The following is a 25,785-nucleotide window of genomic DNA, read 5'->3' as shown; positions in this document are numbered from 1 at the left end:
GTCATAAAATATCCGAACACTTTCAGACATTTACCGACATAAAGTTATTCTGTTTTTCTGGTTGCCAGACTACCGCCCTGATCTTTCCAGTCTTTCAGACCTCCTCTGAAGTGCATGATGTTGGTATAACCCCGAGCCGCAGCAAAATCTGCTCCGGCAAACCAGGATGTACATTGTGGACCACCACAATAAACAACTATGGGGTAGTTTTTCAGGATGGGTAGTTGGCTCTCCAGAGTGGCTCTGTCTGTCAGAGAATAGGCATCTGGCAGGTGGCCCATGGTATAGGTCTCCCCCCTGTTAGTATCAAGAAGAAACACTTCGCCAGCATCGACTGCCTTGCGCAAGTCAGGGTAAGAGATGGCGGGGTAGTGCCTGTTGTAGGCGGCGAGCCTGTCTTCCGTGGTTGCGTTTTCTGAAGCTGTCACACTGGTGCTCAGCAGGATCGCGGCGCAAGCCAGCATACGTGGGTCTCTTAACCATGAAGTGAACATGGGGGGTCTCCGGTTTACTGCTAAAGCTCAGAGTATAGATGGCCTGTCGCTAGTTGGCTCCGAAGTTCTTTAAAGCTTGGGCATAGGGTGCGGCATGATGGTGTGTTTCCAGTAGCGATAGAAAGGTGCCGCCCTCTGGTGTCACTGGATTGATCTCCAGACTTGTTTCCGAGTAAAAGTGCAGGAATCGTTCAAAGTCCTCTACTCGCAGTGCACGATAAGCACGGGTCAGAATGTGTAGGGCGCGATCTTCTCCGGCTGGTGCCTGAAGGGTAAGCAGTTCTTTGATTCGCTCATCATTCAGCACTTCACCAATGACTTTCTGTTTGTCTTTCTTCATCGTTATTCCTGATAGCTTTTGGCTGTTTGCCGGCATTGTACACGATGGATTTTAAACTTTCAGGAATCTTAATCTTGATACTTTCACCGGGATTGTCGGAAAAGTGGCGATTATGGCATTTATAGTTGCCCAAGCCCTATTCAAGTAATCTGAATTATTCCGAAATGGTATAGATTTTTTAAATAAGCGCCTCAACTTTAGATGATACTTAACTTTACAAAGGAATAGACTGAATGAATCAGAGGTAACAAGGATGTCAGCAGCAGCAGTAGGTTCAGTTGGGGGGCAAAGTCCGGTAAAAACTGGGCAGCAGGTTTCTCAGGGTATTGAAGGAGGAGCCAGAACGAAAGCCCAGAGTATGAATCGCAGTATCGAAGTGCGTAATCATCCCAATCTTCTCCCTTCATCTCCCCCGACACACGGTAGTTCACTTCAATCACTCCCATCTGACATTTCGCTGTACGAACGAAAGAGCGAAGTAGTAGAGGGTCGAAAGCACATTGAATCAAATCATTTAGAAAAAGAGCCATCAGGCTCTGTCAGCCCAGCTAAAGAAATCACCAAACCGACCTTAAAGCAAAAGGTGGTTCACATCTTTGGCGAGTTGAAGCGTTCCTTAAAGAATGAAAACTGGAAGCCTGTTCCTCAGGATCTGATCAATAGGGTTCGCAACAATGGTTTGAGAGAAGAGCTTTCCACCAGAAATGAAAAGATAGTGGAACTGGGCCAGCTGAAAGAAAGAGCCAATGCTCTGGAGAACAAGCTGGTAAGTTTTGATAAAAAGTACGCCAAGTCACTTGCGCTTTATGCGGCACCGGAAAATCCTCCCAAAAAAGGTAAGTTTCCGGCTCCGGATGGAAAAACCTACGACTTTTCCAAGGGGCAATTTTTTGGTGACAGAGTGAAGATGTTGAATGAGTTCAAAGCTGCCTTTGATAAAGATCCTGGTTTTCAGAGTTACAACTCTGATCTTGAAGAGTTAAGAAGTATAAAAGGCAATGGAGATGAGCCAGGCAAGAAAGCTGAGCTGAAAAAGGAGATCAGGGAGCTGAGTCAATCCCTGAAACCAAGGGTTGACGCAGAGGCTGGTCAGGAAACCGAGCTTCGCCTTGGAAATCTCGATGCTCAGGTAGAAACTATTCAAATGAAAACGAAAAAGGCAATTCAGCAAAAGTCCGAAGAGTATCGAACAAATATAAAAACACTGAAAGAAGCAGTAGATAGTAAAAGAAAAGAACTGGACTCCCACAGAATGGAGAATGAGTTAAGGAAGTTCAAAATCTCGGGAGTGACACGCAAGCTCGAGGGAATCGAAAGCTCCAGACAACGGTGGCTGAATAATGTTGAGAGTAATACTCAATTGAATCCACAGCAGAAACAGCAGAGCAAAGCACGAATAGAGGCGTCATTCAGTCAGAGGAAGGTGGAGCTTCAGGAAGAGTTAAAGAGCCTTAAAAGTAAGGTAAATTCTTATCAAAGCATAAAGCAAGTGCTTCAGGAAGAATATGATCGAGCCATTGAGGCCAGGGACCACGCCGCTGAGGGCAGAGGTTTCAGAGAAAGCATAAATGAAATTCTCAATGGGGAGAGTAAAGAAATAAGAAAAATTTATGAAATGCGCAAGGCATTTCCCGGGAAAATTGAACTTGATCGAGCTGCAATCAGAAAAGGTTTGCAGGGAAGAATAAGCTAAAAGGCGTTGAACCAGTCTACCACCGGGTAAACTGGTTCAGCTAACTCAATTTTCAGTGACCCTTCAAAGCAAAAATGCCGTTGGCATTTCGCCAGTAGCCCTGGTAATCCAGCCCATACCCAAAGATATAACGATCTTCAATTTCAAGACCTGAGAAATCTGCCTTGAGGCCGGGGCGAGCCTTGCGGTCGTGCAGCTTGTCAACCAGAACGGCGGTCAGAACCTTCTCGGCACCTTGTTCCTTGCAGAAGTCGACAATGGCGTCCAGAGTGTGGCCCTCGTCAAGAATGTCATCAACGATCAGAATTGTCCTGCCCTTCATGTCCTGTGAAGGGCGTACTTTCCAGTCCAGACGGCCACCGGTTAATTGATCACGGTAGCGTGTGGCGTGCACGTATGAGGCTTCCAGGGGGAACTGCAGGTGAGTGAGCAGCTTGCCGGTAATGACCATGCCACCATTCATTACACAGTAAACCAGTGGATTACTACCAGACAGTTGTTCAGTAATAGCGCTGCCCATATTTTTAATGGCGTCTTCTATCTGTTGTTCATTGTACAGGCAGTCAGCCTCGTTGAGGACTTGCTGGATATGGTCGAGATCAACAGACATGGGTTGGGAACCTCGTTGTAATAACTCGTCATTGGCTAACAACTGGCTTTCTCCGGAAACTGCCTGATGGGCAAGCAATGAATCGGGTTCCAGGCAGCGCAGACAAAAGTTGAACCGTGGAAAAAAGAGGGCAACGATACCTACATTAGATGTGAACAGCAAGTTATAGCTTACTTCGGTTTGCTGTGAGAAAAACTTATAGGTGGGTCATAAGGGCTGTGTAAAAATAAAAAGATTCAAGCCCGTCAAATGGGTAGAGTCAGTATTAAGTGGAAGGCATCGGGAGCTGACATGAGCGTACAAGAAATCAAGCACCCTCTGGTACAACACAAGCTGGGCATTTTACGCACCAGGGGTATCAGTACGAAAGGGTTTCGGACACTGGCTAATGAAGTGGGTTCGCTGCTAACTTACGAAGCGACCAAAGATTTTGAGCTGGAAGATCATGTTATTCATGGCTGGGCCGGAGACGTCACCGTCAAGCAGATCAAAGGTAAGAAAATTACTATTGTTCCCATTCTCAGAGCAGGTCTGGGTATGATGGATGGAGTGCTTGATCTGGTGCCGGGTGCCCGGGTCAGTGTCGTAGGTCTGTATCGGGATGAAGAAACCCTTGAGCCGGTTCCTTACTTCGAAAAGCTGGTTAAGGATATCGATGAGCGAATTGCTCTGGTATTAGACCCTATGCTGGCTACCGGTGGTTCCATGACGGCCACTATTGATATGCTCAAGAAAGCCGGCTGCAAGGAAATCCGCTGCCTTGTGCTGGTGGCGGCTCCGGAGGGTATAGAGAAAGTGCTTGAAGCTCATCCGGATGTCAAAATCTTTACTGCATCAGTAGATGATTGTTTGAATGACCACGGTTATATCATACCGGGTCTGGGCGATGCAGGAGATAAAATCTTCGGAACTAAATAGTGAAGGGAAAGGCTGATTATGACTGATATAAACCTGGCCGATGATGGAATGCCAGTATGGCGACAGATGTTGATGGGGGGGCAGATGCTGTTTGTCGCCTTCGGTGCTCTGGTACTGGTGCCCTTGTTGACCGGGTTGGATCCAAATGTTGCTTTCTTTACCGCTGGTATTGGTACGCTGATATTCCAGTTATGTACCAGACGGCAGGTGCCTATCTTTCTGGCCTCTTCTTTTGCCTTTATTGCGCCTATTACGTTTAGTGTTCAAAGTTGGGGCCTGCCTGCAACATTGGGCGGTATGATGGCAGCAGGGCTGTTTTATGTAGTGCTCAGCTTTATCATTCGCCTGCGGGGAAGCGGCATCCTTTATCGATTATTTCCTCCGGTAGTAGTGGGTCCGGTGATTATGGTCATTGGTCTCGGGCTGGCGTCTGTTGCCGTTGACATGGCCAGTGGTGATGCCAACTCATCGATTGATCCCAATACTTCCTTGTTGCTGGCGGGCGTCGCTCTGGTGACAACACTGGCCGTTTCCACCATGGCCGGCGGTATCTTCAAACTGATTCCGGTTATCTGTGGAATCGCTGTTGGTTATATTGCTGCGTTATTTATGGGGGTTGTGGATTTTCAGCCGGTTATTGATCGTCCATGGTTTGCTGTTCCTGCGTTTACGGCCCCGGAGTTTAACTGGAATGCCATTCTGTTCATGGTACCAGTCGCGATTGCGCCAGCTATTGAGCATATTGGCGATATGCTGGCGATCAGTTCGGTTACCGGTAAGAAGTACCTCGAAAAGCCCGGTCTGAAAAATACCCTGATGGGTGATGGTTTTGCCACTTCTGCTGCGGCCATGTTGGGTGGCCCTCCCAATACTACCTACTCAGAAGTCACCGGTGCGGTGATGCTGACAAAAGCTTTCAATCCCAAAATCATGACCTGGGCTGCAATCATGGCTGTTGCAGTGGCGTTTATCAGCAAAGTCGGTGGCTTTCTGGCTACGATTCCAACACCGGTGATGGGTGGAATCATGATGCTGTTATTCGGCTCTATTGCTGTTGTCGGTCTCAGTACCATGATCAAGGCTCAGGTGGATCTGAGCAAGCCACGCAATCTGGTGATTGTGTCAGTTGTTCTGGTGTTTGGTATTGGTGATCTGGCTTTGTCGATGGGTGGGTTCACTCTGAAAGGCGTTAGCCTTTGTGCCATTACTGCCGTTTTGCTGAATGCGATCTTGCCTCATGCCGACAGGGAAGATAAGTTTCAGTCTACAGATGCCTGATTGCAAGTGATCCTGTTACAAAACTAATTGAAACTGATCCTGTCCAGCTCGGTATTAGATTCTAACAGCATAGATTCAGCTTCATCCAGATCTTTGGCAATGTTGATGAATCTGGAGATGCCCGTCAGTTCCAGCAGTGAATGGATGGATCTTGAGACATTGCAAAGTGTGATGCTGTGAATCCGGGTCAATGAATTTCGCGTGTTGAGTAAGACTCTCAGGCCTTCGCTGCTGATGCTGAATAGCTGTGAACAGTCCAGAATCAGGTGGTGATTGCCCTCAAAGGTGGCGGCTTCGATGGCTCGGTCCAGCATTTGTGAGGTGGCAGCGTCCACTTTACCCCGAACTTCCAGCAGGGTGTAGTTGTAATGATCTTCCAGATTGATGGATAAGGCCATAGTCTTACTCCTTTAAAATGGCTGCTTTGTTGCGAGATATCCTAGGATCTGTTGGAAGCAATTGGTATAACAAGGTTGACAGCATTGCTGACAATTTCAGCTGAACAGCTTTTTTTCCGGCAGGTCTTTTCGTGGGTTAAGCTGTTCCGATGGAGCGGTAGGTTTGAGATTCGCTGGTGTCTCTGACTTATTTCCGAGCAATAAAAAAGGGGTGAACCATCACCCCTGTCTTAAATGTCCTGTCAGTCAGTTAGCCAGCACTGTAGAAAGTCGCTGACCCCGGTCCAACCGGCAGACCCATTACGAAGATCCAGATGAAGAACAACACACTCCAGCCAATCACAAAGAACATTGAGTAAGGCAACATCATGGAGATCAGAGTGCCAATACCGAGGTCTTTCTTATAACGTGAAGCAAAGGCAACGATCAGGCCAAAGTAGCTCATCATTGGCGTGATGATATTGGTGACTGAGTCACCGATACGGTAGGCGGCCTGAATGACTTCAGGCGCGTAGCCTACCAGCATCAGCATTGGCACAAAGATTGGTGCAGTAACGGCCCACTGCGCGGAAGCGGAGCCAATCATCAGGTTTACAAAACCACACATCAGGATGAAAACAACGAACAGTAGTGGGCCGGTCAGGCCGATGTTCTGAAGGAATTCCGCACCCAGTACCGCAAAGATGGTGCCGAGATTGGTCATGCCAAAGAAAGCAACAAACTGGGCAGCAAAGAACACCAGGACAATGTACATGCCCATGGTGCTCATGCTCTTGGACATGCAATCGATTACGTCTCTGTCATTCTTGACCGTGCCTACCGTTTTACCGTAGACAAAGCCGGGAATCGCAAAGAAGATCAGGATCATGGCAACAATGCCCTTAAGGAATGGAGAACCCGCAACAGCACCCGTTTCAGGGTGTCTGAGAACGCCCCACTCGGGAACAATGGTGAGAGCCATAACACCCACCAAGACCAGTAATGCCATTCCAGCCCGTTTCAGGCCGCGTTTCTCAAGGTCGGTGACGTCTTCCATTTTGTCTTCAGAAAGATCAACGGAAGCTTCTGATTCGTTGTACTTGCCCAGACGAGGCTCAATGATCTTGTTGGTTACCCAGGTACCTACGAAGGTGATCAGGAATACACTGACCGACATGAAGTACCAGTTGGCTTCAGGACCCACGACATAAGCCGGGTCAATCATTCTGGCGGCCGTTTCTGTGATGCCGGAAAGCAGTGGATCAACAGTGCCCAGAAGCAGGTTAGCGCTATACCCCCCGGAAACACCGGCAAAAGCGGCAGCCAGACCGGCCAGAGGGTGTCTTCCCAGTGAGTGGAAGATCATGGCAGCCAGAGGAATAACAACCACGTAGCCCAGTTCAGCAGCGGTATTGGACAGAATACCGGCAAACACAACAATCATGGTTACGGTGTTGCGGGATGCCTTCATCACCAGGGAGCGAACCAGTGCACTTAGCAACCCGGAGTGTTCTGCAATAGCAACACCCATGAGAGCAACCAGTACGGTGCCCAGAGGAGCAAAGCCGGTGAAATTGGTAACCAGCCTGGTCACAATCATCCGCAGGCCATCACCTGTCAGCAGGTTGACAACATGGATCATGCCATCTGTTGCACGGCCTGCGGCTCCCTCCGGACGGGGGTCAACGACACTCAGTCCTGCCCATGAGGCGATACCACTGATAATAACAATACCCACAGCAAACAGGGCAAACAGGGTAATTGGATGGGGTAACAGGTTGCCAAGCCACTCTACAGTAGCGAGGAAACGATCAAAGGCGGTGCTATTATTTTTGCTATTATTTGCATCACCTGTTGGGAGAGTTTCGGACTGGTACGACATACTTCCGCTCCAAACAGTTTTAGTAGTTTTTTAGCCAGCATCTTTGCTTGTAGTTTTGATAGCCTGGCCATGAGTAACACTCATTCGTTAAATGCTTGTGATTGTGGTCGTTTAGCAAATGAATGCGACGGATGAGTCAGGCAAATGATCCTGACAAAAAGATAAGCTGGACTATATTCCCAGAAAATCTGGTCGGCATAATACTCTGAAACAGGATTTTTTTACAAATTTAGTTATAAGTATATAGTTTTTATTTGATTTGAATTTCATTTTAAAAGACGTTTGTCAATTAAGTTGAAAACCCTGAGTCCATGGTAAGCAGGTAACAGGGCTTGTTTAGGGAGGGATTTGACAATTAATTCTTCCGTGGCACGACTGATCGTGAGCTAAGGCATTTTTACGATGAATGATCAGAACCTGCTCACCTTCAATAGTACTTAGGATGTGGTTTTTGTAGATAAGGAGTCTGAGTATGGAGGCTGGATCCAGTCAATCTTTCACAGTCAGTCAACCTCTGAGGCCATCGGGCACGGGTAATGAGCTTCATTCAAGGGGGGTATCAGGTCGTTCTGCCACATTCAATACTCGCAATGTGACAAGGGCGGATAACCCTTCTTGTAAACTGACTGTTTACCTCGACAATGGCCACAGCTTTGTCAGGCTTGAAAACAAGGACAGAGGAGTAGACATTACCCGAGGTCTCTACCCAGCACGGTTTGTTGCATCGAAAGCTAATCTTCGTAATAAGCTGAGGCTGGAAGCTCTGTTCAATTCTGAGACTTTTCCCGTTAGTCCCTTGTTATTAAAACTATCCAAACCAGCTCCTGTGGAGGAAGTGCAAAAGCCTCGCGTTGCTCGTAATCAGTGTCCGGTGGTTGATAGTAATAATGATAAATTGAAATCCAAACTTTATCTGACCTATGCAGCGTCTTTGGGGGCAAAATTGGCGGGCAAAACACACGTAGGGCGAGCATTGGCGTTAATGGGTGTTCATAGAGTGCTTTTTTCGAAAATGCAGGGGCGCCTTTCAGATGAAACCTTCGGCTATGCCTATGAGGGGTTTGACAGTATCCCTAAAGTTACTTTCTTCATTTCTCAGCAAGAAGCATTGGCGGTGGAGAAGTATATCTCAGAGTATGACAATGCCTGTGATAAAGGAGAGGAAAGTTGTATCTTTCAAGGGATTGGGTTCAACTGTGTTGATTTTGCCCAGGAAGCTTTCTCAAAAACGGACTATTCCGGTCATTTTATTGAATATTTCACCCCTTCAATTTTGTCGCAGAGCGTGGGCATGGCAAGACTCTACGCAGTTGGCTGTCATCTTGTGGTCAAAAATCCCGCTTCGATAGCTGGAACACTGATGTTGGCGGTCGTGGTTGGCAAATACGCAGTTCCCAGGCTGAAGGAAGCTGTCAGGAGTGTTGGCAGTTGGATCTGTGGTTGGGTGTGGCCTGCACAGCAGGCAATCGCAGCGACACAGGTCGATGTGAGTGAGTTGAAGCGGCTTCATGGCAGCCTTCAATTAGCCAATTTATACTGCGAGGTATTCTGGGAAAATTATAGTGAAAGAGATGCTGAAGCCAGAAAGCTGATCAGCGATAGTGTTGATCTTCAGGCGCGTTTCGATGATCTGGAAGAGCTGATCAAAACAGAAGACTATAATGGAAGACATCAATCGTTTATTTATAAAGAGCTGAAAAATATTCAGGACGGCTTCACCGAATTCTTCAGGGAGGCTGCTGACATGAAGAACGCTCATAACAGCAGGGAGAGTTGGCATGGGCGCTGGGCATAGTAAACTTCAGACAGGGGCTCTGCCTCCCGGGCCGATGGATACCGGTGATCTTTCTCAATCCGGCGTCCTGTTTCGTGATTCGGCGACTTTCAATACTCGCAATGTGACAAGAGCAGATAACCCTTCCTGTAAACTGACTGTTTACCTCGACAATGGCCACAGCTTTGTCAGACTTGAAAACAAAGCCAGAGGCGTAGACATTGCTCGCGGTCTCTATCCTGTTTCGAATACTCGGTGGGAAGTGATACCACAGAATGCAGAAGGTAGTCTTGATGATGATCATGAACTGGACTCCCTGTCTCATTCTGAGGCTCCCCCCGCTGATCCTCGAGTACCGAGAGATGAGAAACCAGACCCTGTTGACGAAGTGCTCGAGCCTTTCGTTGATCATAATCAGTGTCCTGTGCGGGAAGTTGTTGGGGATCTTGGGCGGGTTCGCAGACTCTTACTGGCCTCTGTAGTGTCTGGAGGGGCCAAGTTGGCGGGCAGAAGATCTCAGGGAAAGGTGTCGTGTTCTGTTGGAGTTGACAGATATTCATATGAAATTCTTTCCAAAACACAGCAGGGGGTTGTGTTGGATGAAGCTATCGAATTTAAAACTTATTACCATAACGAAATTAATGATATCCCTAAAGTCACTTTCTTTATCTCTCAACAGGAAGCCATAAGAGTTGAGAAGTATATCTCAGAGTACGCCGATGCCTGTGATAAAGGAGAGGAAAGTTGTATCTATCAAGGGCTTGGGTTTAATTGTGTTGATTTTGCTCAGGAAGCTTTTTCAAAAACCGGCTATCCCGGGCATTTTATTCAATACTTTACGTCTTCCCTTCTGGACCAGCATCTGGGTGTAGCGGGACTCTACGCAGGCAGCTACCATCCTCTAGTCAAAACGGCCAAATCGATAGGTGGAACCTTGATGTTGGTGGCAATAGTGGGTAAATACGTCCCTAAATTGACGGAAGCGGTAAGAAGTGTTGGTAGCTGGATGTGTGGCTGGGTCTGGCCTGAGCAGCAGGCAGTTGCAGCGACAAAGGTGGATGTGAGTGAATTGAAGCAGCTCCATGGCAGGCTTCAATCAGCCAATTTATCCTGTGAGGCGTTTTGGGAAAGCTATGAAGCAATTGATGCTGAAGCTAAAAAGCTCATCAGCAACAGTGTTGATCTTCAGACACGTTTCGATGATCTGGAAAAGTTGATCAAAACTGAAGGTTATGATGGAAGACATCAATCGTTTATTTATAAAGAGCTGCAAAATATTCAGGATGGCTTCACCGAATTCTTCAGGAAGGCTAATAATATGAAGAGTGCCAAAAACAGCCATTAATCTCCTTCTTGTGGTTCCATTTTTTTACTAGTAGCTGAAGGCGTACGCCCCGGTCAGTAGCCCCTGATTTTCTTCTATGCTTTTTTTCGAGAGCTTCTATCCTGTAAATTTGATTTTCCAGTCAGTGAGCAAGCTTGATGAAAGAGTTCAGTGCCCTTCTGGCTTTACTTTTTGGGGTGAGTATCCTTGCAGTTGCAGGTTCGCCTTTGCCGGATGCTTCTGGAAAACGAAAAAGTATGGAATCCATTCCCGTCTACACCAGCCCTCCCACGACCTGTCCCTTGAGTGTCTCTGATCAGTGTTTGCCTCTTAAACTATTGACCTGGAATGTGAATCTGATGACTTCCTATGACTTTTTTGAGTTCCTGATGTGGTGGTTTGGTAGCCAGGACATGAACGATCCGGAAATGAGGGCGCAGGAAATTGCCCATTATATGAGCAAGAGGGATTATCACATTGTCTCGCTTCAGGAATTGGGTGATCAGTATCTCAGAGACGTCGTCAATGAGGGAATGAGGCAGGCAGGTTATTACATGACGCCTGTTTTGGGTGAAGGGTGGGAATGGCTGTTGTATGGCAGGCTATTCAATGGCGGGGTAGTGATTTATAGCAAGGCGCCGATTCTTGAGATGCGTGAATTTGTCTTTCCAATGCCGGCAGGCAACCAGGGGTGGTGTGCTGTCGGTGCCTGGTATATCAAGGTGCCAACCCAAAGTGGAAATTTGCATGTGTTTGGTCTCCATTTGCAAACGGTGCAAACTGATAGCGAAGATGAATACAAAGGTCTGATCAGGCACTACGATTATCTTGGGGAGATCAAGAGTAAATTGAATATACCCAGCCATGAAGCAGTCATTTACATGGGGGACTTTAATTCTGATGCGGGTAGAAAAGACGGAGAATCTGAAGGGGGTGAATATTTTCAAATCATGCTGGAAACCCTGTTCAGCCGCCAGGCAGCTGATTTTACCAATACCTCTTTGCCCTATTCCTTTGACATCCATAGCAATGGAATGGCCAAAGGAAAAGGTCCTCATCAGGGTACTCTGGATAATATTCTTTGTGACAGGAGAAATGTCTGTCCAGTGAGTGGTTACCTGAGAATTTTACAGGCCAATCAAACAAATACCCGATTAGGTGTGCTTTCGGATCATTATCCCGTTGAGGGTATCCTGTATTTCACTGAGGAATAAATCTTTAAGGTTCATATTCCTCTTCCCCGGAGGCTGTCGAAAAACTCTGGTTTCCACGCTTTCAGGTCCTGTAGGGCAAAGCGTGGGAAAGAGCTGTTGGAGTTTTGCGACTGCCTCCTTGGGGTGAGTTGGTTGATTGTCTCCGAATCGGAAAATAACTCTCAGGCGTCCAGCTTTTTCTTGAGAATCTGGTTAACCATACCTGGATTGGCTTTGCCTTTTGAGGCTTTCATGGCCTGACCCACGAAGAAGCCGATCATCTTGCCACGCTTTTCGGGAGGTGCAGCGCGATAGTTTTCGACTTGTTGGGCGTTGGCAGCAAGTACTTCATCAATCATGGATTCAATGGCGCCTGTATCGGTCACTTGCTTGAGACCTTTCTTCTCGATGATTTCATCCGCATCTTTGCCTTCGCTATTCCACAAGGCTTCAAAAACCTGTTTGGCGATCTTGCCAGAAATGGTGTTGTCCTTGATGCGGGCAATCAGGCCTGCCAGTGCTTCAGCAGAAACAGGGCTGTCTGAAATTGCAATGCTTTTGGCATTCAGGGACTTGGATACTTCACCCAGAACCCAGTTGGCAGCGAGTTTGGCGTCACCACTGATTTTCGCAGCGGTTTCAAAGAAAGTGGCCGTCGCCTGATCGCCTGACAGAATTTCAGCATCCACTTCGCTCAACCCCAGCTCTCTGACAAAGCGGGCTTTTTTGGTATCTGGCATTTCCGGCATTTCAGCACGGAGTTTTTTAAGACGACTGTCTTCTATCACAATCGGCAGCAGGTCCGGGCAGGGGAAATAACGGTAATCGTTGGCCTCTTCCTTGCTGCGCATGGAGCGGGCTTCGCCGGTGTCGCCGTTATAAAGACGGGTTTCCTGAATGACTTCGCCACCGTCTTCTATCAGATCGATCTGACGTTGCACTTCTTTCAGGATTGCTGCTTCCATGAACTTGAAGGAGTTCAGGTTCTTGGTTTCGGTGCGGGTACCAAGCTCTTTCTGACCCTTTGGGCGTACAGAGACGTTTACGTCAAAGCGCATGGAGCCTTGGGACATGTCACCATCGCAGATGCCGAGTGTGGTGACGATAGAGTGCAGTTTCCTGGCGAAGGCGACTGCTTCTTCGGCATTACGCATGTCGGGCTCTGTCACAATCTCAATCAGAGGTGTGCCAGCACGGTTGAGGTCGATACCGGTCATGCCGTGGTAATCTTCGTGCAGACTCTTGCCCGCATCTTCTTCCAGATGAGCGTGATGAATACGAACGGTTTTGGTCGAGCCGTCTTTCAGAGTAATCTCTATGTGACCTGCACCGACAATGGGCTTCTCCAGCTGAGTGGTCTGATAGCCTTTTGGCAGATCAGGATAGAAGTAGTTCTTACGTTCGAAAACGTTAACCTGGTTGATCTCGGCATCAATACCCAGACCAAACCTGATGGCCATGTTAATGGCTTCTTCGTTCACCACCGGCAGGACGCCCGGCAGGCCCAGATCGACCGCACAGGCCTGAGTGTTGGGCTCGGCGCCAAAAGCAGTAGAAGCTCCGGAGAAAATCTTGGTTTTGGTGGCCAGCTGAACGTGAATTTCCAGGCCGATAACGGTTTCCCATTGATCTGTTGACAGTGGCCAGTGATCAGTGGTCTGTTGACTCGGAGTTGTTTGAGACACTTTTCAAATCCTCGAAATGTAATCCGTTGTAAATTGTCTTTCAGGAGGTAAGTCTGAAGCACAATCTACCGCCCACTGTTAACCATTAACCGGGAACTGTTTATGAAAGTCGGTGGCCTGCTGGAAGCGGTGAGCAACGTTCAGCAGTCGGGACTCATCAAAGTGACGGCCAATCATCTGCAAACCTGCTGGTCGGCCACTGGCCATTCCGGCTGGTATCGACATGCCGGGCAGACCCGCCAGATTAACAGACAGGGTGTAAATATCGGACAGATACATGGCAACAGGGTCGTTGCTCTTCTCGCCAATGTTGAAGGCCGAGGTCGGAGCGTTAGGTCCCATGATAATGTCACACTGTTCAAAAGCATTTATAAAGTCATCACGGATCAGGCGACGAATCTTCTGGGCTTTTTTGTAGTAGGCATCATAGTATCCTGAAGACAGTGCGTATGTACCCACCAAAATACGACGTTTGACTTCTTCACCAAAACCTTCGCTACGGCTGCGCTTGTACATATCCATCAGGTCAACAGGATTATCACAGCGGTGACCAAAGCGGGCACCGTCAAAGCGTGACAGGTTGGAAGAGGCTTCAGCCGGTGCAATTACGTAGTAAGAAGGAATGGACAGCTCCAGGTTAGGCAGGCTGACTTCTTTGACCCTGGCCCCCAGCTTTTCGTATTCGGCAACGGCGTCACGCACACATTGTTCAACTTCAGAGTCGAGGCCCGTTGAAAAATATTCTTTTGGCAAGCCAATTGTCAGACCTTCCAGAGAATCATTGAGTTTGGCTGTATAATCGGGCACTTCACGATCCAGGCAGGTAGAGTCACGGTGATCGTAGCCAGCCATTACGTTCAGCATCAGGGCCGCATCTTCGGCGGTTTGTGTCATAGGGCCTGCCTGATCCAGACTGGATGCATAAGCAATCATACCGTAACGGGATACACGACCGTAGGTAGGTTTAAGGCCCGTGATACCGCAATGAGAAGCTGGCTGACGAATGGAGCCGCCAGTATCAGTGCCGGTGGCACCGGGTGCCAGTCGTGCTGCAACGCAGGCTGCAGAACCACCGGAGGAACCGCCGGGAATGGCCCGGGTATCCCAGGGGTTTTTCACAGCGCCGAAGTGACTGTTTTCGTTGGAGGAACCCATGGCGAACTCGTCCATGTTGGTTTTACCCAGCGTGACAGAGCCGACTTCCTTGAATTTTCGGGTAACCGTTGATTCATAAGGCGCTACAAAGTTGTCCAGGATTTTGGAGCCGCAGGTGGTTTTTACACCTTCTGTGCAAAACAGGTCCTTATGGGCCAGAGGAATACCCGTCAATGCCAAGGCATCGCCTGTTGCACGACGTTCGTCGGCAGCCCTGGCTTGTTTCAGTGCCAGTTCTTCGGTCACTGTTATGTAGCTGTTGTAATTGCCATCAAGCTGTTTGATTCGCTCAAGATAGAGCTGGGTCAGCTCAACACTGGACAGTTCCCCGTCGGCCAGGGCGCGGCTTTGTTCTGAGAGTGATTTATCGTACATGATTCTGGGTAATCGCTTTAAAACAGGGTAAAGGGTTGAGGTTTCTGGTATCGAGCCAGCTCACTCAATCACCTTGGGAACCAGGAAGAGTCCGTCTTCAATGGCCGGTGCACAGCTCTGCAGCTGCTCGCGATTATTCTCTTCAGACACAACGTCTTCGCGCAGGCGCTGGATGGCATCCAATGGGTGAGCCATGGGTTCAACATGATTGGTATTAACTTTCTGCATCTGGTCAACCAGTTCGAGAATGCGGCTGATGGTATTGGCAGTGGTCTCTACCTGATTGTCGTCTATGGACAAGCGCGCCAAATGGGCAAGCTTCTGAATTTCAGAGGCATCAATGGCCATGGCTATCTCCGAATTCGGGCTTTAAAAAGCGGTCATACCCAGCTTTCACCTGCTTTTTGAGGCTAAGAGAGAGCTGGACGTGAAGAATAAAGGCTAAATGTATGGGCTATGAAGGTGAATCTCAAGATGCAGTCGAGATTAATTCTTGTAGACAGAAGTCATGGGTGTCGAGTCGGTCTGGGAAGAGGTGTTGAGAAGTCAGGACCAAATCGTCAGAAGCAGGTTTGAGTCGGAACCACAAAGACGAACGGACCTTTGTGGTCCCTTCAGGGTATTACGCCGCTTGCACATGGGCTTGGGCTTCGAGTTTTTCAACCAACTCAGGCTCGAGTTTCAGCTGTCTACCCAGTTCCTCAAGATAGTTTTTTTCCATAGCATTTTGTTCATCCACAACGAGAAGGGAGGCAAGATAGACCTCAGAGGCTTCTTCAGGACCGAACACTTCATTAGCTACTTCTGCCGGATCAAGAGGTTTCTTCAATTCCTGCTGTACAAATTGATTCAGTTCTTGACTGGTTCCCATTGACTCGAAGGCTTTATAGATTCTTTCTCTTTCGGCTTCATCCACGTGGCCGTCGGCTTTGGCGGCGGCAATCATCGCCATCAGAATCACCTGATTCTGCCTTTCTTCATTTTCCTGCTGCAATTCCAGATCGCTGGAGTCTTGTTGGTTATCTTCAGGCTGATTGGCCCAGCCCTTGTAGGTTTTCAGTGCTAATGCTCCCAGGGCTGCTGCACCACCCGCTTCGGCTGCTTTACCTGCCATCGTGCAGCCTTTTTTGGCGTCAAGTAGCAGAGACAAAGCACCGCCAGTCAGTGCACCTTTTCCGAAGCCAGAAAAAATAGAGCCGCCTTCTCTGCCTGATGAAGAGGTTTTCAGTTCTCCCTCAAGTTTGTGTTTACCTTCACTGATCAGGGAAGAACCTGAGCTAACAACTTGATTAAATAAACCTTTAAAATCCATAACGGCCTCCCGTTCAGATTGTGCTCATAACGGGGTTACTATACGTGTGTTCGTCTGCTTAGCATGAATAGGCGGGGTAAAGGTTTGTTAGCATCGGGTAAGGATTATCAAAAGTTTTAGTGTAAGCCATCACTAATGTCAGAAGTTCGGGCTTCTTTGTATGAGGTGCGCAAGGCATGTGATTTTTAATTGGAAACGAGTATAGCTCAAATAGTTCGAAAAAGGTGAGGAGCAGGTTCATGATTTTTTATTTTATTTCAAAATTATGAATGGCGGCCATTGAGAACGCAAGCTATCTGCATTAGGTTAATCTATGGTCTGTGTTGAATAGCTTAAGTGGCAATCCTCCATTTTGACCCTGAGTAACTCTTATTGGACCATACAGATTGCGGAATTGTTGCTTGCTCTGAGTACTGTGCATTGATAGAGTTTGCGGCATTTAAAGAAAGCCTTGAATCAAGGTAATACAGAAAATGCTGAAAAGGTTACGGGGTCTGTTTTCCAGCGATTTGTCAATCGACTTGGGAACGGCTAACACATTGGTCTATGTCCGTGAAAAGGGAATAGTCCTGAATGAGCCATCGGTTGTGGCCATTCGAAACTTGGGGCCACAGAAAAGCGTAGTCGCGGTAGGCGCTGATGCCAAGCGTATGCTGGGAAGAACACCAGGCAATATTACTGCCATCCGGCCCATGAAAGATGGTGTGATTGCAGACTTTGATGTCTGCGAGCGCATGCTTCAGCATTTTATTAACAAAGTGCATGAGAACAGTTTTATACAGCCCAGTCCTCGAGTACTTGTCTGTGTTCCCTGCAAGTCCACCAAAGTGGAACGCAGAGCCATTCGTGAATCCGTTCTGGGTGCTGGTGCCCGTGAAGTTTATCTGATTGAAGAGCCCATGGCAGCCGCTATTGGTGCTGGTTTGCCGGTAGAAGAAGCCAGTGGCTCCATGGTAGTCGATATTGGTGGTGGTACCACTGAAATTGCCATTATCTCTCTGAGCGGTGTTGTCTATTCCGAGTCTGTAAGAGTGGGTGGAGACCGTTTTGATGATGCGATCGTAACCTACGTTCGCCGCAACTATGGTAGCCTTATTGGCGACTCAACCGCTGAGCGCATCAAGCAAGAGATTGCTATTGCTTATGCCAGTGATGAGTTAATGGAAATCGACGTCCGTGGTCGTAATCTTGCTGAAGGTATTCCCCGCAGCTTTACCCTGAACAGCAGTGAAATTCTTGATGCCCTGCAGGAGTCCCTGAGTGCGATTGTTCAGGCGGTTAAAAGTGCACTGGAACAGTCTCCACCGGAACTGGCTTCCGACATTGCCGAGCGAGGTCTGGTGTTGACTGGTGGCGGTGCCTTGTTGCGTGACCTGGACAAACTGATCAGTGAAGAGACCGGCCTGCCCGTGCTGGTGGCTGAAGACCCGCTGACCTGCGTTGCCCGTGGCGGTGGTCGGGCTCTGGAAATGATGGACAAACATTGTATGGATTTACTGTCCACCGACTGAACGTCATTTGGGTTGCTTTCCAGCCAAACAACAGGCCAAGCGGTTTCCGCCTGGCCTGTTGTTATGAGTGAAGCCTGTATTTTTGTGAAATTAAAAGATTGAGTTCTCCGTGCAAATCACAGGAGCCAGCCATTAAATCGATATTTAGCCAGCAACAGTCTTTGGCGACACGTTTTGTCTTTTTGCTGAGTATTTGTATTGCCCTGCTGTTTGTTGATCACCGTTATGAGTACCTCTCTACTGCACGCTCCTGGTTAACAATGGCTGTTACCCCCCTGCAGTGGATCTCTGATTTGCCCTCCCGGGCTATTAGCACAGCTGATGAACTGGTGACTTCCCGAAGTGAGCTGCTTGAAGAAAATACCCGGCTGAAAGCCCGTAACCTGATTCTTGAACAAAAAGTTCAGAAGCTGGCATCTCTGACTGCCCAGAACCTACGCCTGAAGGAATTGCTGAATTCATCCGAACTTGTGGATGAGCAGGTTCTGGTGGCTGAAATCATTGGTATTGATCCGGACCCCTATGAACATATCGTGACGATCAATAAAGGTTCTACCGACGGGGTGTTCAGAGGTCAGGCCATTGTTGATGCCCACGGGGTTATGGGGCAGGTGATTGCCGTTAATCCGGTCAGTAGCCGGGTCATGCTGGTCACAGATACCGCCAGCAGGGTTCCTGTCCAGGTTAATCGCAGTGACTATCGTGCCATTGCCGTAGGCACCGGCAGTATGGATTCTGTCGAGCTGCTTCATATTTCCGACACAGTGGATATTAAGGAAGGTGACCTTTTGACCAGTTCGGGTCTGGGACAGATTTACCCGGTGGGCTACCCCTTGGGGAAAGTCAGGAAAATAGTGCGTACACCAGGGGAGGCGTTCGCCAGGATCGAGGTTCAGCTGATGGCTGAAGTCAACAGGACACGTTTTGTTCTGCTGGTCTTCCGTTCAAACGAAGACATGGAACCGAAATTGGCACCTGAGGCTAACCAGAAGGAGAGCCCATGAGTATGCAGAAAGCCAATGCTCACTGGATTGTCTGGTTTTCCGTGCTGGTTGCTTTCCTGTTGAGTATTTTACCTCTGCCAGCCTGGATCTCCATTGCCAGGCCATCCTGGGTGGCTATGGTGGTGCTTTATTGGGTCCTGGCTCTTCCAGAGCGTTTCGGATTATTTTTTGCTTTCTTCACCGGCTTGTTGATGGATGTTGTGCTGGGAACAACCTTTGGTCAGAATTCTATGGGATTGTTGCTGGTGGCTGTGATTGTGCTGGGTCTGCACCGCCGTTTGAGAATGTTCCCCTGGTGGCAGCAGGCCTTTATGGTGTTTGTGATTGTCGGTTTTTATCAGTTGCTGAATTTGTGGATTCGCAGTGCCCTGGGTAGAACGCCGCCGACCCTCTGGTATCTGGCGCCGGCCCTCACCAGCGCCGCATTTTGGCCATGGGTGTCTGCTATTTTAGGGGCACTGAGGCGAAACTTCAGAGTGACCTGATTATCATGATTTATCTTGCTTCCCAGTCGCCGCGCAGAAAGGAACTTCTCCAACAGATCGGTATTGCCTTTCAGCAGATTCATTGCGGGATTGATGAAACTCCGCTTTTGAGCGAGGCTCCTGAAGCCTATGTTACCCGAATGGCTGAAGAAAAAGCGCTGGCCGGATGGCAGCAGCTTACTCTTGACCATTTGCCAGCCAGACCTGTGCTGGCAGCTGATACATCAGTGATTCTGGGAATGAAAATACTCGGTAAACCCGAAAATGAGCCACAAGCCTGTGATATGCTGTTGTCATTAAGTGGGAATAGCCATGAGGTATTCACAGCAGTTGCGGTCACTGATGGTAATAATCTATCTGTGAGAGTATCCAGAACAGTGGTCAGAATGGCTGCTTTTGATCGGAAAGTGGCAGAAGCTTACGTCGCCACCGGTGAACCAATGGATAAGGCCGGTGCTTACGGTATCCAGGGAAAAGGAGCCGTTCTGGTAGACAGCATAACGGGAAGCTACACCGGCGTGGTGGGTTTGCCCGTTAAGGAAACCGCAGATCTGCTTCAGAATCTGGGCATTAGCCCATGGCACTCTCAGTCAGTAAAAAACTGATCAGAAAGAACCTCGGGAGACTGTTCAACAGCTTTCCTGCCAGACAAGGCTCCTTCGGTCTGGCAAATCGTTTTCAGGTATTTGTTTTGTTTTTTTAGTTTTTCTGGCAGGTCAGGATTGTCATTGAATTTTGAACCCTTCGGACTTACAGCCAAGATGGCCTTAAGTCCGAAGGGCTCTGGGAGGCTGACCAGCTCAAGGGGAAGGGAATGAGTGAAGAGATTCTGATGAATATCACGCCAATGGAATCGCGTGTGGCGCTGGTTGAAAATGGGGTACTTCAGGAAATTTACATTGAGAGAGCCTGTAGTCGAGGCATTGTCGGTAATATCTACAAGGGCAAAGTAGTCCGGGTTCTCCCCGGAATGCAGGCTGCTTTCGTGGATATCGGTCTCGAAAGGGCCGCTTTTATTCATGCCAGTGAAATTGCTCCCCGCAATGAGAGAGACAATGATGATCAATCGGAGCGACCGATTGTCGCGCTCGTTCATGAAGGTCAGTCGCTGGTTGTCCAGGTTACCAAAGATCCCCTGGGAACAAAAGGTGCCCGCCTGACCACACATATCTCTATCCCTGCCCGCTATCTGGTACTGATGCCTCATAATAATCATGTAGGCATTTCCCTGCGCATTGAAGATGGAGAAGAGCGCGAGCGTCTCAGAAAGCTGGTTGAAGAAGGCATGAGTGACGACGGGGAAGATCAGAAAGGCGGCTTTATTCTCAGAACAGCAGCAGAAGGTATTACCGAGGCAGAAGTGAAGGCCGATATTCTTTTCCTGAGAAGGCTATGGCAGACCATTGAAGAAACGGTTAAGGAAAACACGGCTCCGGCCACGATTTATGAAGACTTGCCTCTGCACTTGAGAACTATGCGTGACCTGGTGGAACCAGATATCGAGAAAATCCGAATTGATTCCAGGGAGACCTTCAATAAGGTCTCCAAGTTTGTCAAAAAACTGGTGCCCCTGGTGGATGGCAGGGTGGAATATTATCCGGGCGAGCGTCCAATTTTTGATCTGTTTGGGGTCGAAGACGAAATCAACAAGGCGCTCAGTCGCAAGGTGCAGTTGAAGTCAGGCGGCTATCTGATTATCGACCAGACTGAGGCCATGACCACGATTGATGTCAACACAGGGGCTTTCGTAGGTCATCGTAACCTCGAAGAAACTATCCTTAAGACCAATCTGGAAGCATCTGTAGCCATTGCCCGGCAGTTACGACTGCGAAACCTGGGCGGCATTATTATTATTGATTTTATCGATATGGAAGACCCGGAGCATCAGAGGCAGGTGCTGAGAACCTATGAGAGATCTCTGGAGAAAGATCACGCCAAAACCAACATCACTGGCGTGAGTGAACTGGGGCTGGTGGAAATGACCCGTAAGAGAACACGGGAGTCGCTGGAGAATGTGCTCTGTGAACCCTGTCCAACCTGTGATGGTCGTGGCACATTGAAAACAGCTGAAACAGTGTGCTATGAAATTTTCAGAGAAATTCTTCGAGCTGTTCGCGCTTATGATAGCCAGAGTTACACCGTTCTGGCATCTGAACAGGTGGTGGACCGCCTGCTGGATGAAGAGTCAAGTAATGTGGCAGATCTCGAAGAATTTATTCAAAAACCGATTCGTTTCCAGGTTGAACCCATATACAGCCAGGAACAGTTTGATGTGGTGCTGGTATAACCGGGAATAGGAACTCGTCAATGAAAAACAGATGGCCTGGTATTTTATGAGGTCAGATTCAAGACTGGTAACTTACCTCAAGTCTGCCGCTCTATGGAGCTTCCGCCTGGTCATGGCGGCCCTTCTTTTAATTGTATTGCTGGTGGCCGGGGTCCGGATTTTTATCGGATCCCTGCCCTTGTTGCAAGACTATCTGGTTGAATATCTTAACAACACGCTCGACACTTCTTTCGCTGTCGATCAGCTGGACGCCAACTGGGCTGGGGGTACTCCTACTCTCAACATCAAAGGGTTGACGCTTCAGGGCAATGCTTCTGAAGCTCCCGGTTTTGCTATCGAGCGCCTTGATCTCGAGCTGGATTTTAAAGCCAGTCTGATGAACCGGGCTCCGGTCTTTTCCTATCTGGAAGCAGAAGGTGTCACTCTGGCCATTGAGAGCGACAGTGATGGCGTGTGGTCACTCAGAGGAGTTCAATACATCCGTGACGACGGCAAGGGCTTTAACCTGCACAAAACTCTGGAGTTATTACAGCTTCAGGAACACATTGATGTCACCAATTTTTCCCTGACAATGCAGCCTTATGGCAGTGAGCCGCTGATTATTGATACCCGCTATTTTTTCTTGGTTGAAGAAGCGTCAGATCTAAAGCATCTTCAGACCAGAATTGTGACACAACAAGGGAGTCTGGAGTTCAAAGCATTGGGCAAGGGGATTGAAAGAAATGACATGACCTGGACCGGGCTTATCAAGGCCAGTGCACTGGACCTGGCTCCCTGGTCTGCGCTCTTTTCACAAGACATTCTTCAGTTGAAAGCCGCTCATTTGAAAAGTACGGAGTTGAAAACCGCACAATTGAATCTCGATGCTGAGTGGCAATATCTCGATGGTCAGTGGCAGTTGCAGGGAGATTTGAATCTGCCATCGATTGTCTACCAGAAAGATCAGCAACTGCTGCCGAATGCTGCTTTGTCGACTGAGCTTTCACTGGCGAGTAATTATCTGATTGGAAGTACAGACTGGCAGCTTGGGCTGCAAAATATGAGTCTGACGTCCGGCGAGCATCATCTTGGTCTTAACATCAAGATTCATGGCAAGAGGGAAAGAGAGCCGACTTACACGACTTCGGTTAACTCTGTTGATCTGGCAGCGCTCAAATCTTTTCTGGTCAATACTCAGCTAATGCCAGAGCTGGCTGATGAGCTGTTCACTATTCTCAACCCGGCAGGTGAGCTCGATAACATATTTGCCCAATACCACCCTGATAAGCCACTTAGGGAGCAGCTGGATCTTTCTGCGAAACTGAAAGGCGTTTCAGTGGCTGCCTGGGAGGGAGCACCGTCTGCTTCAAACGTCAATGGCCATCTAAAAATGGGCATGATCAGCGGCTATTTTGACCTGGATACAGAAAATTTTACATTGGGGCTGACCAAACTGTTTCGCGATGTCTGGCACTTTGATACTGCCCAGGCAAGGCTGAGTTGGGATGTACTGGATAAGAAGAATTTCTTTCAGCTGAGTAGCGATGATATCACCATAAAAGCACCCGAGGGTAATCTCAGTGGTCGGCTGAGGCTCGATATTCCCCTGGATGGCAAGGAGCCCATTGTCATGGACCTGAATGTGGGCATGAAAAACGGTGATGCCAGCTATACGCCAAAATACCTGCCCAGCCATCTGCCAACGCTTTCAAAAGAGCTGGTCGAGTGGCTTGATTCCAGTATCAAAGGGGCCGAAATTTACCAAGGGCGCTTTACCTACGATGGTCCGCTGGAAGACACTGACGACTCTGATGCTGTGAAGTGGGGACTCTATTTCGATGTCAATAAAGCGCGTCTGGATTATGATCCTGACTGGCCAGAAGTCTATGACGCCCGGGGACAAGTGTGGGTGGATAACGACAACATCAAGATTGAATTGGCCTCAGCAAAGTTATTGGCTGCAAAGCTCAGTCATGTCCAGGCTGATCTGGCGCTGGATAAAAATCTGGATTTGAATATCTCTGGTCAGGTGGCCGCTACAGGCACGGATCTCGAAAAGCTCTTGACAGAGACCCCCATAGCTCAGCGGCTGAAGGGAGAAGCAAAGAAGTGGACGATTCGTGGAGACCTGAATGGCAGCATTCAGTTAGGGATTCCACTTGAGCGTACCATGGATACGTCAGTTGACGTAAGTATGGAAACATCGGGAGCGTATTTTGGCATAGATGCGGCGGACATCCAGATTGAAGACATTGAAGGTGTCTTGAATTTCAGTACTGAAACCGGATTGTCTGCTGAAAAAGTGAGGGGTCGCTTTCTGGGTGATGCTGTTGAGGCTCGAGTTTACACCGATATGAAGAATAAAACTGAGCCTGAAGTCCATGTCCACTGGAACGGTTCTGTTTCTGCTGAAGGACTTCAGCAATGGCTTCAGCTGGATGCTCTCAGTTTTCTCGAAGGTGCTAGTCACTACAAAGGCGAGTTAATACTGGGCGGCAAGCCTGCTGACCTTCAGTTGAAAGTGACCAGTGACATGAAAGGCATGGAAATCGAGCTTCCGGCGCCTCTAAAAGTAGCGGCTGGCCAGACAGTGCCTTTTGAACTGCGTCTTAATCAATTCACTCATCGAGGTGAACTGGATACTGCTGTTTTGGATATAGTTCTTGGCAGGACAGCACAGGCCAGAATTCAGTTTGAGAATGGCTTCAAGTATAAGTCTGCTGTCGTTCTGCTTGGCAATAAAGGTAAATTGCCGACTATGAAGCCCGATAAAATTGTACTGTCCGGGCAACTATCCAAACTTGATCTGATGCCATGGAAACGTCAGTTTGAAGGGCAGCCGGGTGACACAACAGAAAAGACTCTGGTGAGTCAGATAGAAGTCCGTCAATTGAAGATTGACCGACTCATCTGCAATAAAGAAACTCTGAATAATCTGGTGTTTAACCTGTCTCATGAAGCCCGTGGCACACGTCTTGATTTAAGCAGTGACACGATAGATGGTAGTTTGATAATACCTGAGGATCAGAAGCAACCCTACCAACTGAATTTGAAAAAGCTGCATTTTTCCCAAGATCCTGCAAAGAATGAAGCTACTGCCGGGCATAAAGGTGTATTGGCTGATATCCGGCCTTTAGATCTGCCCAATGCTAATGTCTCCATTAGCTCTCTTAAGTTAGGCAGCAGGAATCTGGGTTCAGTTGCTTTTGGTTTGAGACCCTTTCCTGATGGCAAGCGTATTGAGAATCTGAAAATCAATCTGCAGAAGATGGAGTTATCCGGAGATCTGGACTGGACCTCTATCAATGGTCAGCAAAGAACTTTTTTTAATGAGCATCTGACGGGGTCGGGAATTCAGGCTCTTCAGGAAGCTCTGGGTATCTCACCTTTTGTTTCAGCAAAGAAGACGACCATTGAGGGAAAACTGGCCTGGGATGGACCTCCGATGGGTATCAATATGGCGTCACTGACAGGTGCCGTTCGACTGAAGCTGGAAACTGGCACCCTGCAGAAGTTGGAAGGGGGAGCCGGAGCTTTGAAAATGTTCGGCATCCTGAATATGGAGGCACTGACCCGACGTCTGCGACTGGATTTTTCTGACCTCTACAAGAAAGGCATCAGTTTTGACCGTATGGACGGGGTCGTGCGGTTCAACGAAGGGCTTATCACTTTCGATAAGCCGCTTGAAATTCAGGGGCCTTCATCGAACTTCAAGATGGATGGTCACATAGACACTCTTTCCGAGAGGATGGATATGAGTCTGGTTATTACACTTCCTCTATCGTCTAATCTGCCAATACTCAGTGTTTTGCTGGGGTCTGCGCCTCAGGTGGCTGGTCTGATTTATCTGGCGGATGTGCTGGTGGGCAAACAAGTGGATCAGCTGGCCAGTATTCGCTACCGGATCAAAGGTTCTTTTGATAATCCTGAAGTGACTCTGGATCAGTTATTCTCCGGCAAAGCCCGAAAACCAAACCAGACAGAGATTCCCAAGCGGAAAAAACCCTGACTCAAAAACAGGATTAAGCAAAATGAGAATGCTTTTTCTATCTATAGGTGTGACAATCTCACTATAACGACGTCTGCCCGCTCCGAATTCATAGGGGCAG

21 protein-coding genes are annotated in these 25,785 nt (G+C 48.4%); 12 read left to right on the top strand and 9 right to left on the bottom strand.

The genetic code is table 11. The features are described 5' to 3' along the window. Positions 1-44: 44 nt before the first annotated feature. Positions 45-494 carry a rhodanese-like domain-containing protein gene (locus ACOJUN_RS00830; protein WP_422134795.1) on the bottom strand — a complete coding sequence of 150 codons (450 nt, stop codon included), beginning with the start codon at positions 492-494 and terminating at the stop codon, positions 45-47. A 49-nt stretch (positions 495-543) separates the two neighbouring features. Continuing rightward, positions 544-834 carry a PA4642 family protein gene (locus tag ACOJUN_RS00825; RefSeq protein ID WP_422134794.1) on the bottom strand — a complete coding sequence of 97 codons (291 nt, stop codon included), beginning with the start codon at positions 832-834 and terminating at the stop codon, positions 544-546. A 253-nt stretch (positions 835-1,087) separates the two neighbouring features. Between ACOJUN_RS00825 and ACOJUN_RS00820 the strand changes: the two genes are divergently transcribed. After that, positions 1,088-2,527 (top strand): hypothetical protein, encoded by a 1,440-nt coding sequence (locus ACOJUN_RS00820; RefSeq protein ID WP_422134793.1) that lies wholly within the window; start codon positions 1,088-1,090, stop codon positions 2,525-2,527. A gap of 52 nt (positions 2,528-2,579) precedes the next feature. On the opposite strand, the gene ACOJUN_RS00815 is transcribed toward ACOJUN_RS00820, so the two are convergent. Further along, the gene (locus ACOJUN_RS00815; protein WP_422137133.1) at positions 2,580-3,137 is read right to left on the bottom strand and encodes a hypoxanthine-guanine phosphoribosyltransferase; all 558 of its coding nucleotides are present in this window, start codon (positions 3,135-3,137) and stop codon (positions 2,580-2,582) included. 291 nt (positions 3,138-3,428) lie between these two features. Here ACOJUN_RS00815 and upp point away from each other — a divergent pair, with 291 nt between their 5' ends. After that, on the top strand, positions 3,429-4,055 hold the full coding sequence (upp, locus tag ACOJUN_RS00810) for a uracil phosphoribosyltransferase (RefSeq protein WP_422134792.1): 627 nt from the start codon (positions 3,429-3,431) through the stop codon (positions 4,053-4,055). An 18-nt stretch (positions 4,056-4,073) separates the two neighbouring features. Beyond that, on the top strand, positions 4,074-5,333 hold the full coding sequence (locus ACOJUN_RS00805) for a uracil-xanthine permease family protein (protein ID WP_422134791.1): 1,260 nt from the start codon (positions 4,074-4,076) through the stop codon (positions 5,331-5,333). 23 nt (positions 5,334-5,356) lie between these two features. Here the strand turns inward: ACOJUN_RS00805 and ACOJUN_RS00800 are convergent, their stop codons facing one another. Both ACOJUN_RS00800 and ACOJUN_RS00795 read right to left on the bottom strand, forming a co-directional pair. Continuing rightward, positions 5,357-5,731, bottom strand: a complete 375-nt coding sequence (locus ACOJUN_RS00800) for an STAS domain-containing protein (RefSeq protein ID WP_422134790.1) — start codon at positions 5,729-5,731, stop codon at positions 5,357-5,359. Positions 5,732-5,981: 250 nt separating this feature from the next. After that, positions 5,982-7,592 (bottom strand): AbgT family transporter, encoded by a 1,611-nt coding sequence (locus ACOJUN_RS00795; protein WP_422134789.1) that lies wholly within the window; start codon positions 7,590-7,592, stop codon positions 5,982-5,984. 472 nt (positions 7,593-8,064) lie between these two features. On the opposite strand from ACOJUN_RS00795, the gene ACOJUN_RS00790 reads away from it, so the two are divergent. From ACOJUN_RS00790 to ACOJUN_RS00780, 3 genes are all read left to right on the top strand, one after another. Then, positions 8,065-9,387: a hypothetical protein gene (locus ACOJUN_RS00790; RefSeq protein ID WP_422134788.1), complete on the top strand. Its 1,323-nt coding sequence runs from the start codon at positions 8,065-8,067 to the stop codon at positions 9,385-9,387. Then, the gene (locus ACOJUN_RS00785; protein WP_422134787.1) at positions 9,371-10,711 is read left to right on the top strand and encodes a hypothetical protein; all 1,341 of its coding nucleotides are present in this window, start codon (positions 9,371-9,373) and stop codon (positions 10,709-10,711) included. Before ACOJUN_RS00790 ends, ACOJUN_RS00785 begins: the two co-directional genes overlap by 17 nt. A 137-nt stretch (positions 10,712-10,848) precedes the next feature. Continuing rightward, positions 10,849-11,904 (top strand): endonuclease/exonuclease/phosphatase family protein, encoded by a 1,056-nt coding sequence (locus tag ACOJUN_RS00780; RefSeq protein WP_422134786.1) that lies wholly within the window; start codon positions 10,849-10,851, stop codon positions 11,902-11,904. A gap of 161 nt (positions 11,905-12,065) precedes the next feature. Here ACOJUN_RS00780 and gatB read toward each other — a convergent pair whose 3' ends face one another. The 4 genes from gatB to ACOJUN_RS00760 all read right to left on the bottom strand — a co-directional run bounded on the left by gatB (position 12,066) and on the right by ACOJUN_RS00760 (position 16,410). Then, a complete protein-coding gene (gatB, locus tag ACOJUN_RS00775; protein ID WP_422134785.1) occupies positions 12,066-13,568 on the bottom strand; it encodes an Asp-tRNA(Asn)/Glu-tRNA(Gln) amidotransferase subunit GatB in 1,503 nt (500 codons plus the stop codon). A gap of 78 nt (positions 13,569-13,646) precedes the next feature. Continuing rightward, a complete protein-coding gene (gene gatA, locus ACOJUN_RS00770) occupies positions 13,647-15,098 on the bottom strand; it encodes an Asp-tRNA(Asn)/Glu-tRNA(Gln) amidotransferase subunit GatA (protein ID WP_422134784.1) in 1,452 nt (483 codons plus the stop codon). Between the two features lie 60 nt (positions 15,099-15,158). Beyond that, positions 15,159-15,446, bottom strand: a complete 288-nt coding sequence (gene gatC / locus ACOJUN_RS00765) for an Asp-tRNA(Asn)/Glu-tRNA(Gln) amidotransferase subunit GatC (protein ID WP_317145569.1) — start codon at positions 15,444-15,446, stop codon at positions 15,159-15,161. A 274-nt stretch (positions 15,447-15,720) separates the two neighbouring features. Next, on the bottom strand, positions 15,721-16,410 hold the full coding sequence (locus ACOJUN_RS00760) for a tellurite resistance TerB family protein (protein ID WP_422134783.1): 690 nt from the start codon (positions 16,408-16,410) through the stop codon (positions 15,721-15,723). Positions 16,411-16,883: 473 nt separating this feature from the next. Here ACOJUN_RS00760 and ACOJUN_RS00755 point away from each other — a divergent pair, with 473 nt between their 5' ends. From ACOJUN_RS00755 to ACOJUN_RS00730, 6 genes are all read left to right on the top strand, one after another. After that, positions 16,884-17,921, top strand: coding sequence for a rod shape-determining protein (locus tag ACOJUN_RS00755; protein WP_317145571.1), 1,038 nt, complete (start codon positions 16,884-16,886; stop codon positions 17,919-17,921). Between the two features lie 98 nt (positions 17,922-18,019). Continuing rightward, complete coding sequence (gene mreC / locus ACOJUN_RS00750; protein ID WP_422134782.1) at positions 18,020-18,925, top strand: rod shape-determining protein MreC; 906 nt, start codon at positions 18,020-18,022, stop codon at positions 18,923-18,925. Continuing rightward, complete coding sequence (gene mreD, locus ACOJUN_RS00745; RefSeq protein ID WP_422134781.1) at positions 18,922-19,410, top strand: rod shape-determining protein MreD; 489 nt, start codon at positions 18,922-18,924, stop codon at positions 19,408-19,410. The genes mreC and mreD overlap by 4 nt, the downstream gene beginning before the upstream one ends. Before the next feature lie 5 nt (positions 19,411-19,415). Continuing rightward, positions 19,416-20,015, top strand: coding sequence for a Maf family protein (locus tag ACOJUN_RS00740; RefSeq protein ID WP_422134780.1), 600 nt, complete (start codon positions 19,416-19,418; stop codon positions 20,013-20,015). Between the two features lie 209 nt (positions 20,016-20,224). Beyond that, entirely contained in the window at positions 20,225-21,697 is a 1,473-nt protein-coding gene (rng, locus tag ACOJUN_RS00735) for a ribonuclease G (RefSeq protein WP_422134779.1), read from the top strand. Between the two features lie 31 nt (positions 21,698-21,728). Next, positions 21,729-25,685, top strand: a complete 3,957-nt coding sequence (locus ACOJUN_RS00730) for a YhdP family protein (protein WP_422134778.1) — start codon at positions 21,729-21,731, stop codon at positions 25,683-25,685. Positions 25,686-25,785: the final 100 nt, after the last annotated feature.

The organism is Endozoicomonas sp. ALD040, from assembly GCF_049275945.1.
Taxonomy (GTDB): domain Bacteria; phylum Pseudomonadota; class Gammaproteobacteria; order Pseudomonadales; family Endozoicomonadaceae; genus Endozoicomonas_A.
The sequence above is the reverse complement of the archived record's forward strand: the minus strand, read 5'-3'. Positions and strand labels throughout refer to the sequence as shown.

Excerpts from the sequence above, each read along its gene's own strand:
- gatA (WP_422134784.1), bottom strand. The coding sequence starts at position 15,098 with ATGTACGATAAATCACTCTCAGAACAAAGCCGCGCCCTGGCCGACGGG.
- ACOJUN_RS00820 (WP_422134793.1), top strand. The coding sequence starts at position 1,088 with ATGTCAGCAGCAGCAGTAGGTTCAGTTGGGGGGCAAAGTCCGGTAAAA.
- ACOJUN_RS00800 (WP_422134790.1), bottom strand. The coding sequence starts at position 5,731 with ATGGCCTTATCCATCAATCTGGAAGATCATTACAACTACACCCTGCTG.
- ACOJUN_RS00755 (WP_317145571.1), top strand. The coding sequence starts at position 16,884 with ATGCTGAAAAGGTTACGGGGTCTGTTTTCCAGCGATTTGTCAATCGAC.
- ACOJUN_RS00760 (WP_422134783.1), bottom strand. The coding sequence starts at position 16,410 with ATGGATTTTAAAGGTTTATTTAATCAAGTTGTTAGCTCAGGTTCTTCC.
- mreD (WP_422134781.1), top strand. The coding sequence starts at position 18,922 with ATGAGTATGCAGAAAGCCAATGCTCACTGGATTGTCTGGTTTTCCGTG.
- ACOJUN_RS00740 (WP_422134780.1), top strand. The coding sequence starts at position 19,416 with ATGATTTATCTTGCTTCCCAGTCGCCGCGCAGAAAGGAACTTCTCCAA.
- ACOJUN_RS00780 (WP_422134786.1), top strand. The coding sequence starts at position 10,849 with ATGAAAGAGTTCAGTGCCCTTCTGGCTTTACTTTTTGGGGTGAGTATC.
- ACOJUN_RS00815 (WP_422137133.1), bottom strand. The coding sequence starts at position 3,137 with ATGTCTGTTGATCTCGACCATATCCAGCAAGTCCTCAACGAGGCTGAC.
- upp (WP_422134792.1), top strand. The coding sequence starts at position 3,429 with ATGAGCGTACAAGAAATCAAGCACCCTCTGGTACAACACAAGCTGGGC.
- ACOJUN_RS00790 (WP_422134788.1), top strand. The coding sequence starts at position 8,065 with ATGGAGGCTGGATCCAGTCAATCTTTCACAGTCAGTCAACCTCTGAGG.
- ACOJUN_RS00825 (WP_422134794.1), bottom strand. The coding sequence starts at position 834 with ATGAAGAAAGACAAACAGAAAGTCATTGGTGAAGTGCTGAATGATGAG.
- ACOJUN_RS00795 (WP_422134789.1), bottom strand. The coding sequence starts at position 7,592 with ATGTCGTACCAGTCCGAAACTCTCCCAACAGGTGATGCAAATAATAGC.
- rng (WP_422134779.1), top strand. The coding sequence starts at position 20,225 with ATGAGTGAAGAGATTCTGATGAATATCACGCCAATGGAATCGCGTGTG.
- ACOJUN_RS00830 (WP_422134795.1), bottom strand. The coding sequence starts at position 494 with ATGTTCACTTCATGGTTAAGAGACCCACGTATGCTGGCTTGCGCCGCG.
- gatC (WP_317145569.1), bottom strand. The coding sequence starts at position 15,446 with ATGGCCATTGATGCCTCTGAAATTCAGAAGCTTGCCCATTTGGCGCGC.
- ACOJUN_RS00730 (WP_422134778.1), top strand. The coding sequence starts at position 21,729 with ATGGCCTGGTATTTTATGAGGTCAGATTCAAGACTGGTAACTTACCTC.
- ACOJUN_RS00805 (WP_422134791.1), top strand. The coding sequence starts at position 4,074 with ATGACTGATATAAACCTGGCCGATGATGGAATGCCAGTATGGCGACAG.
- ACOJUN_RS00785 (WP_422134787.1), top strand. The coding sequence starts at position 9,371 with ATGGGCGCTGGGCATAGTAAACTTCAGACAGGGGCTCTGCCTCCCGGG.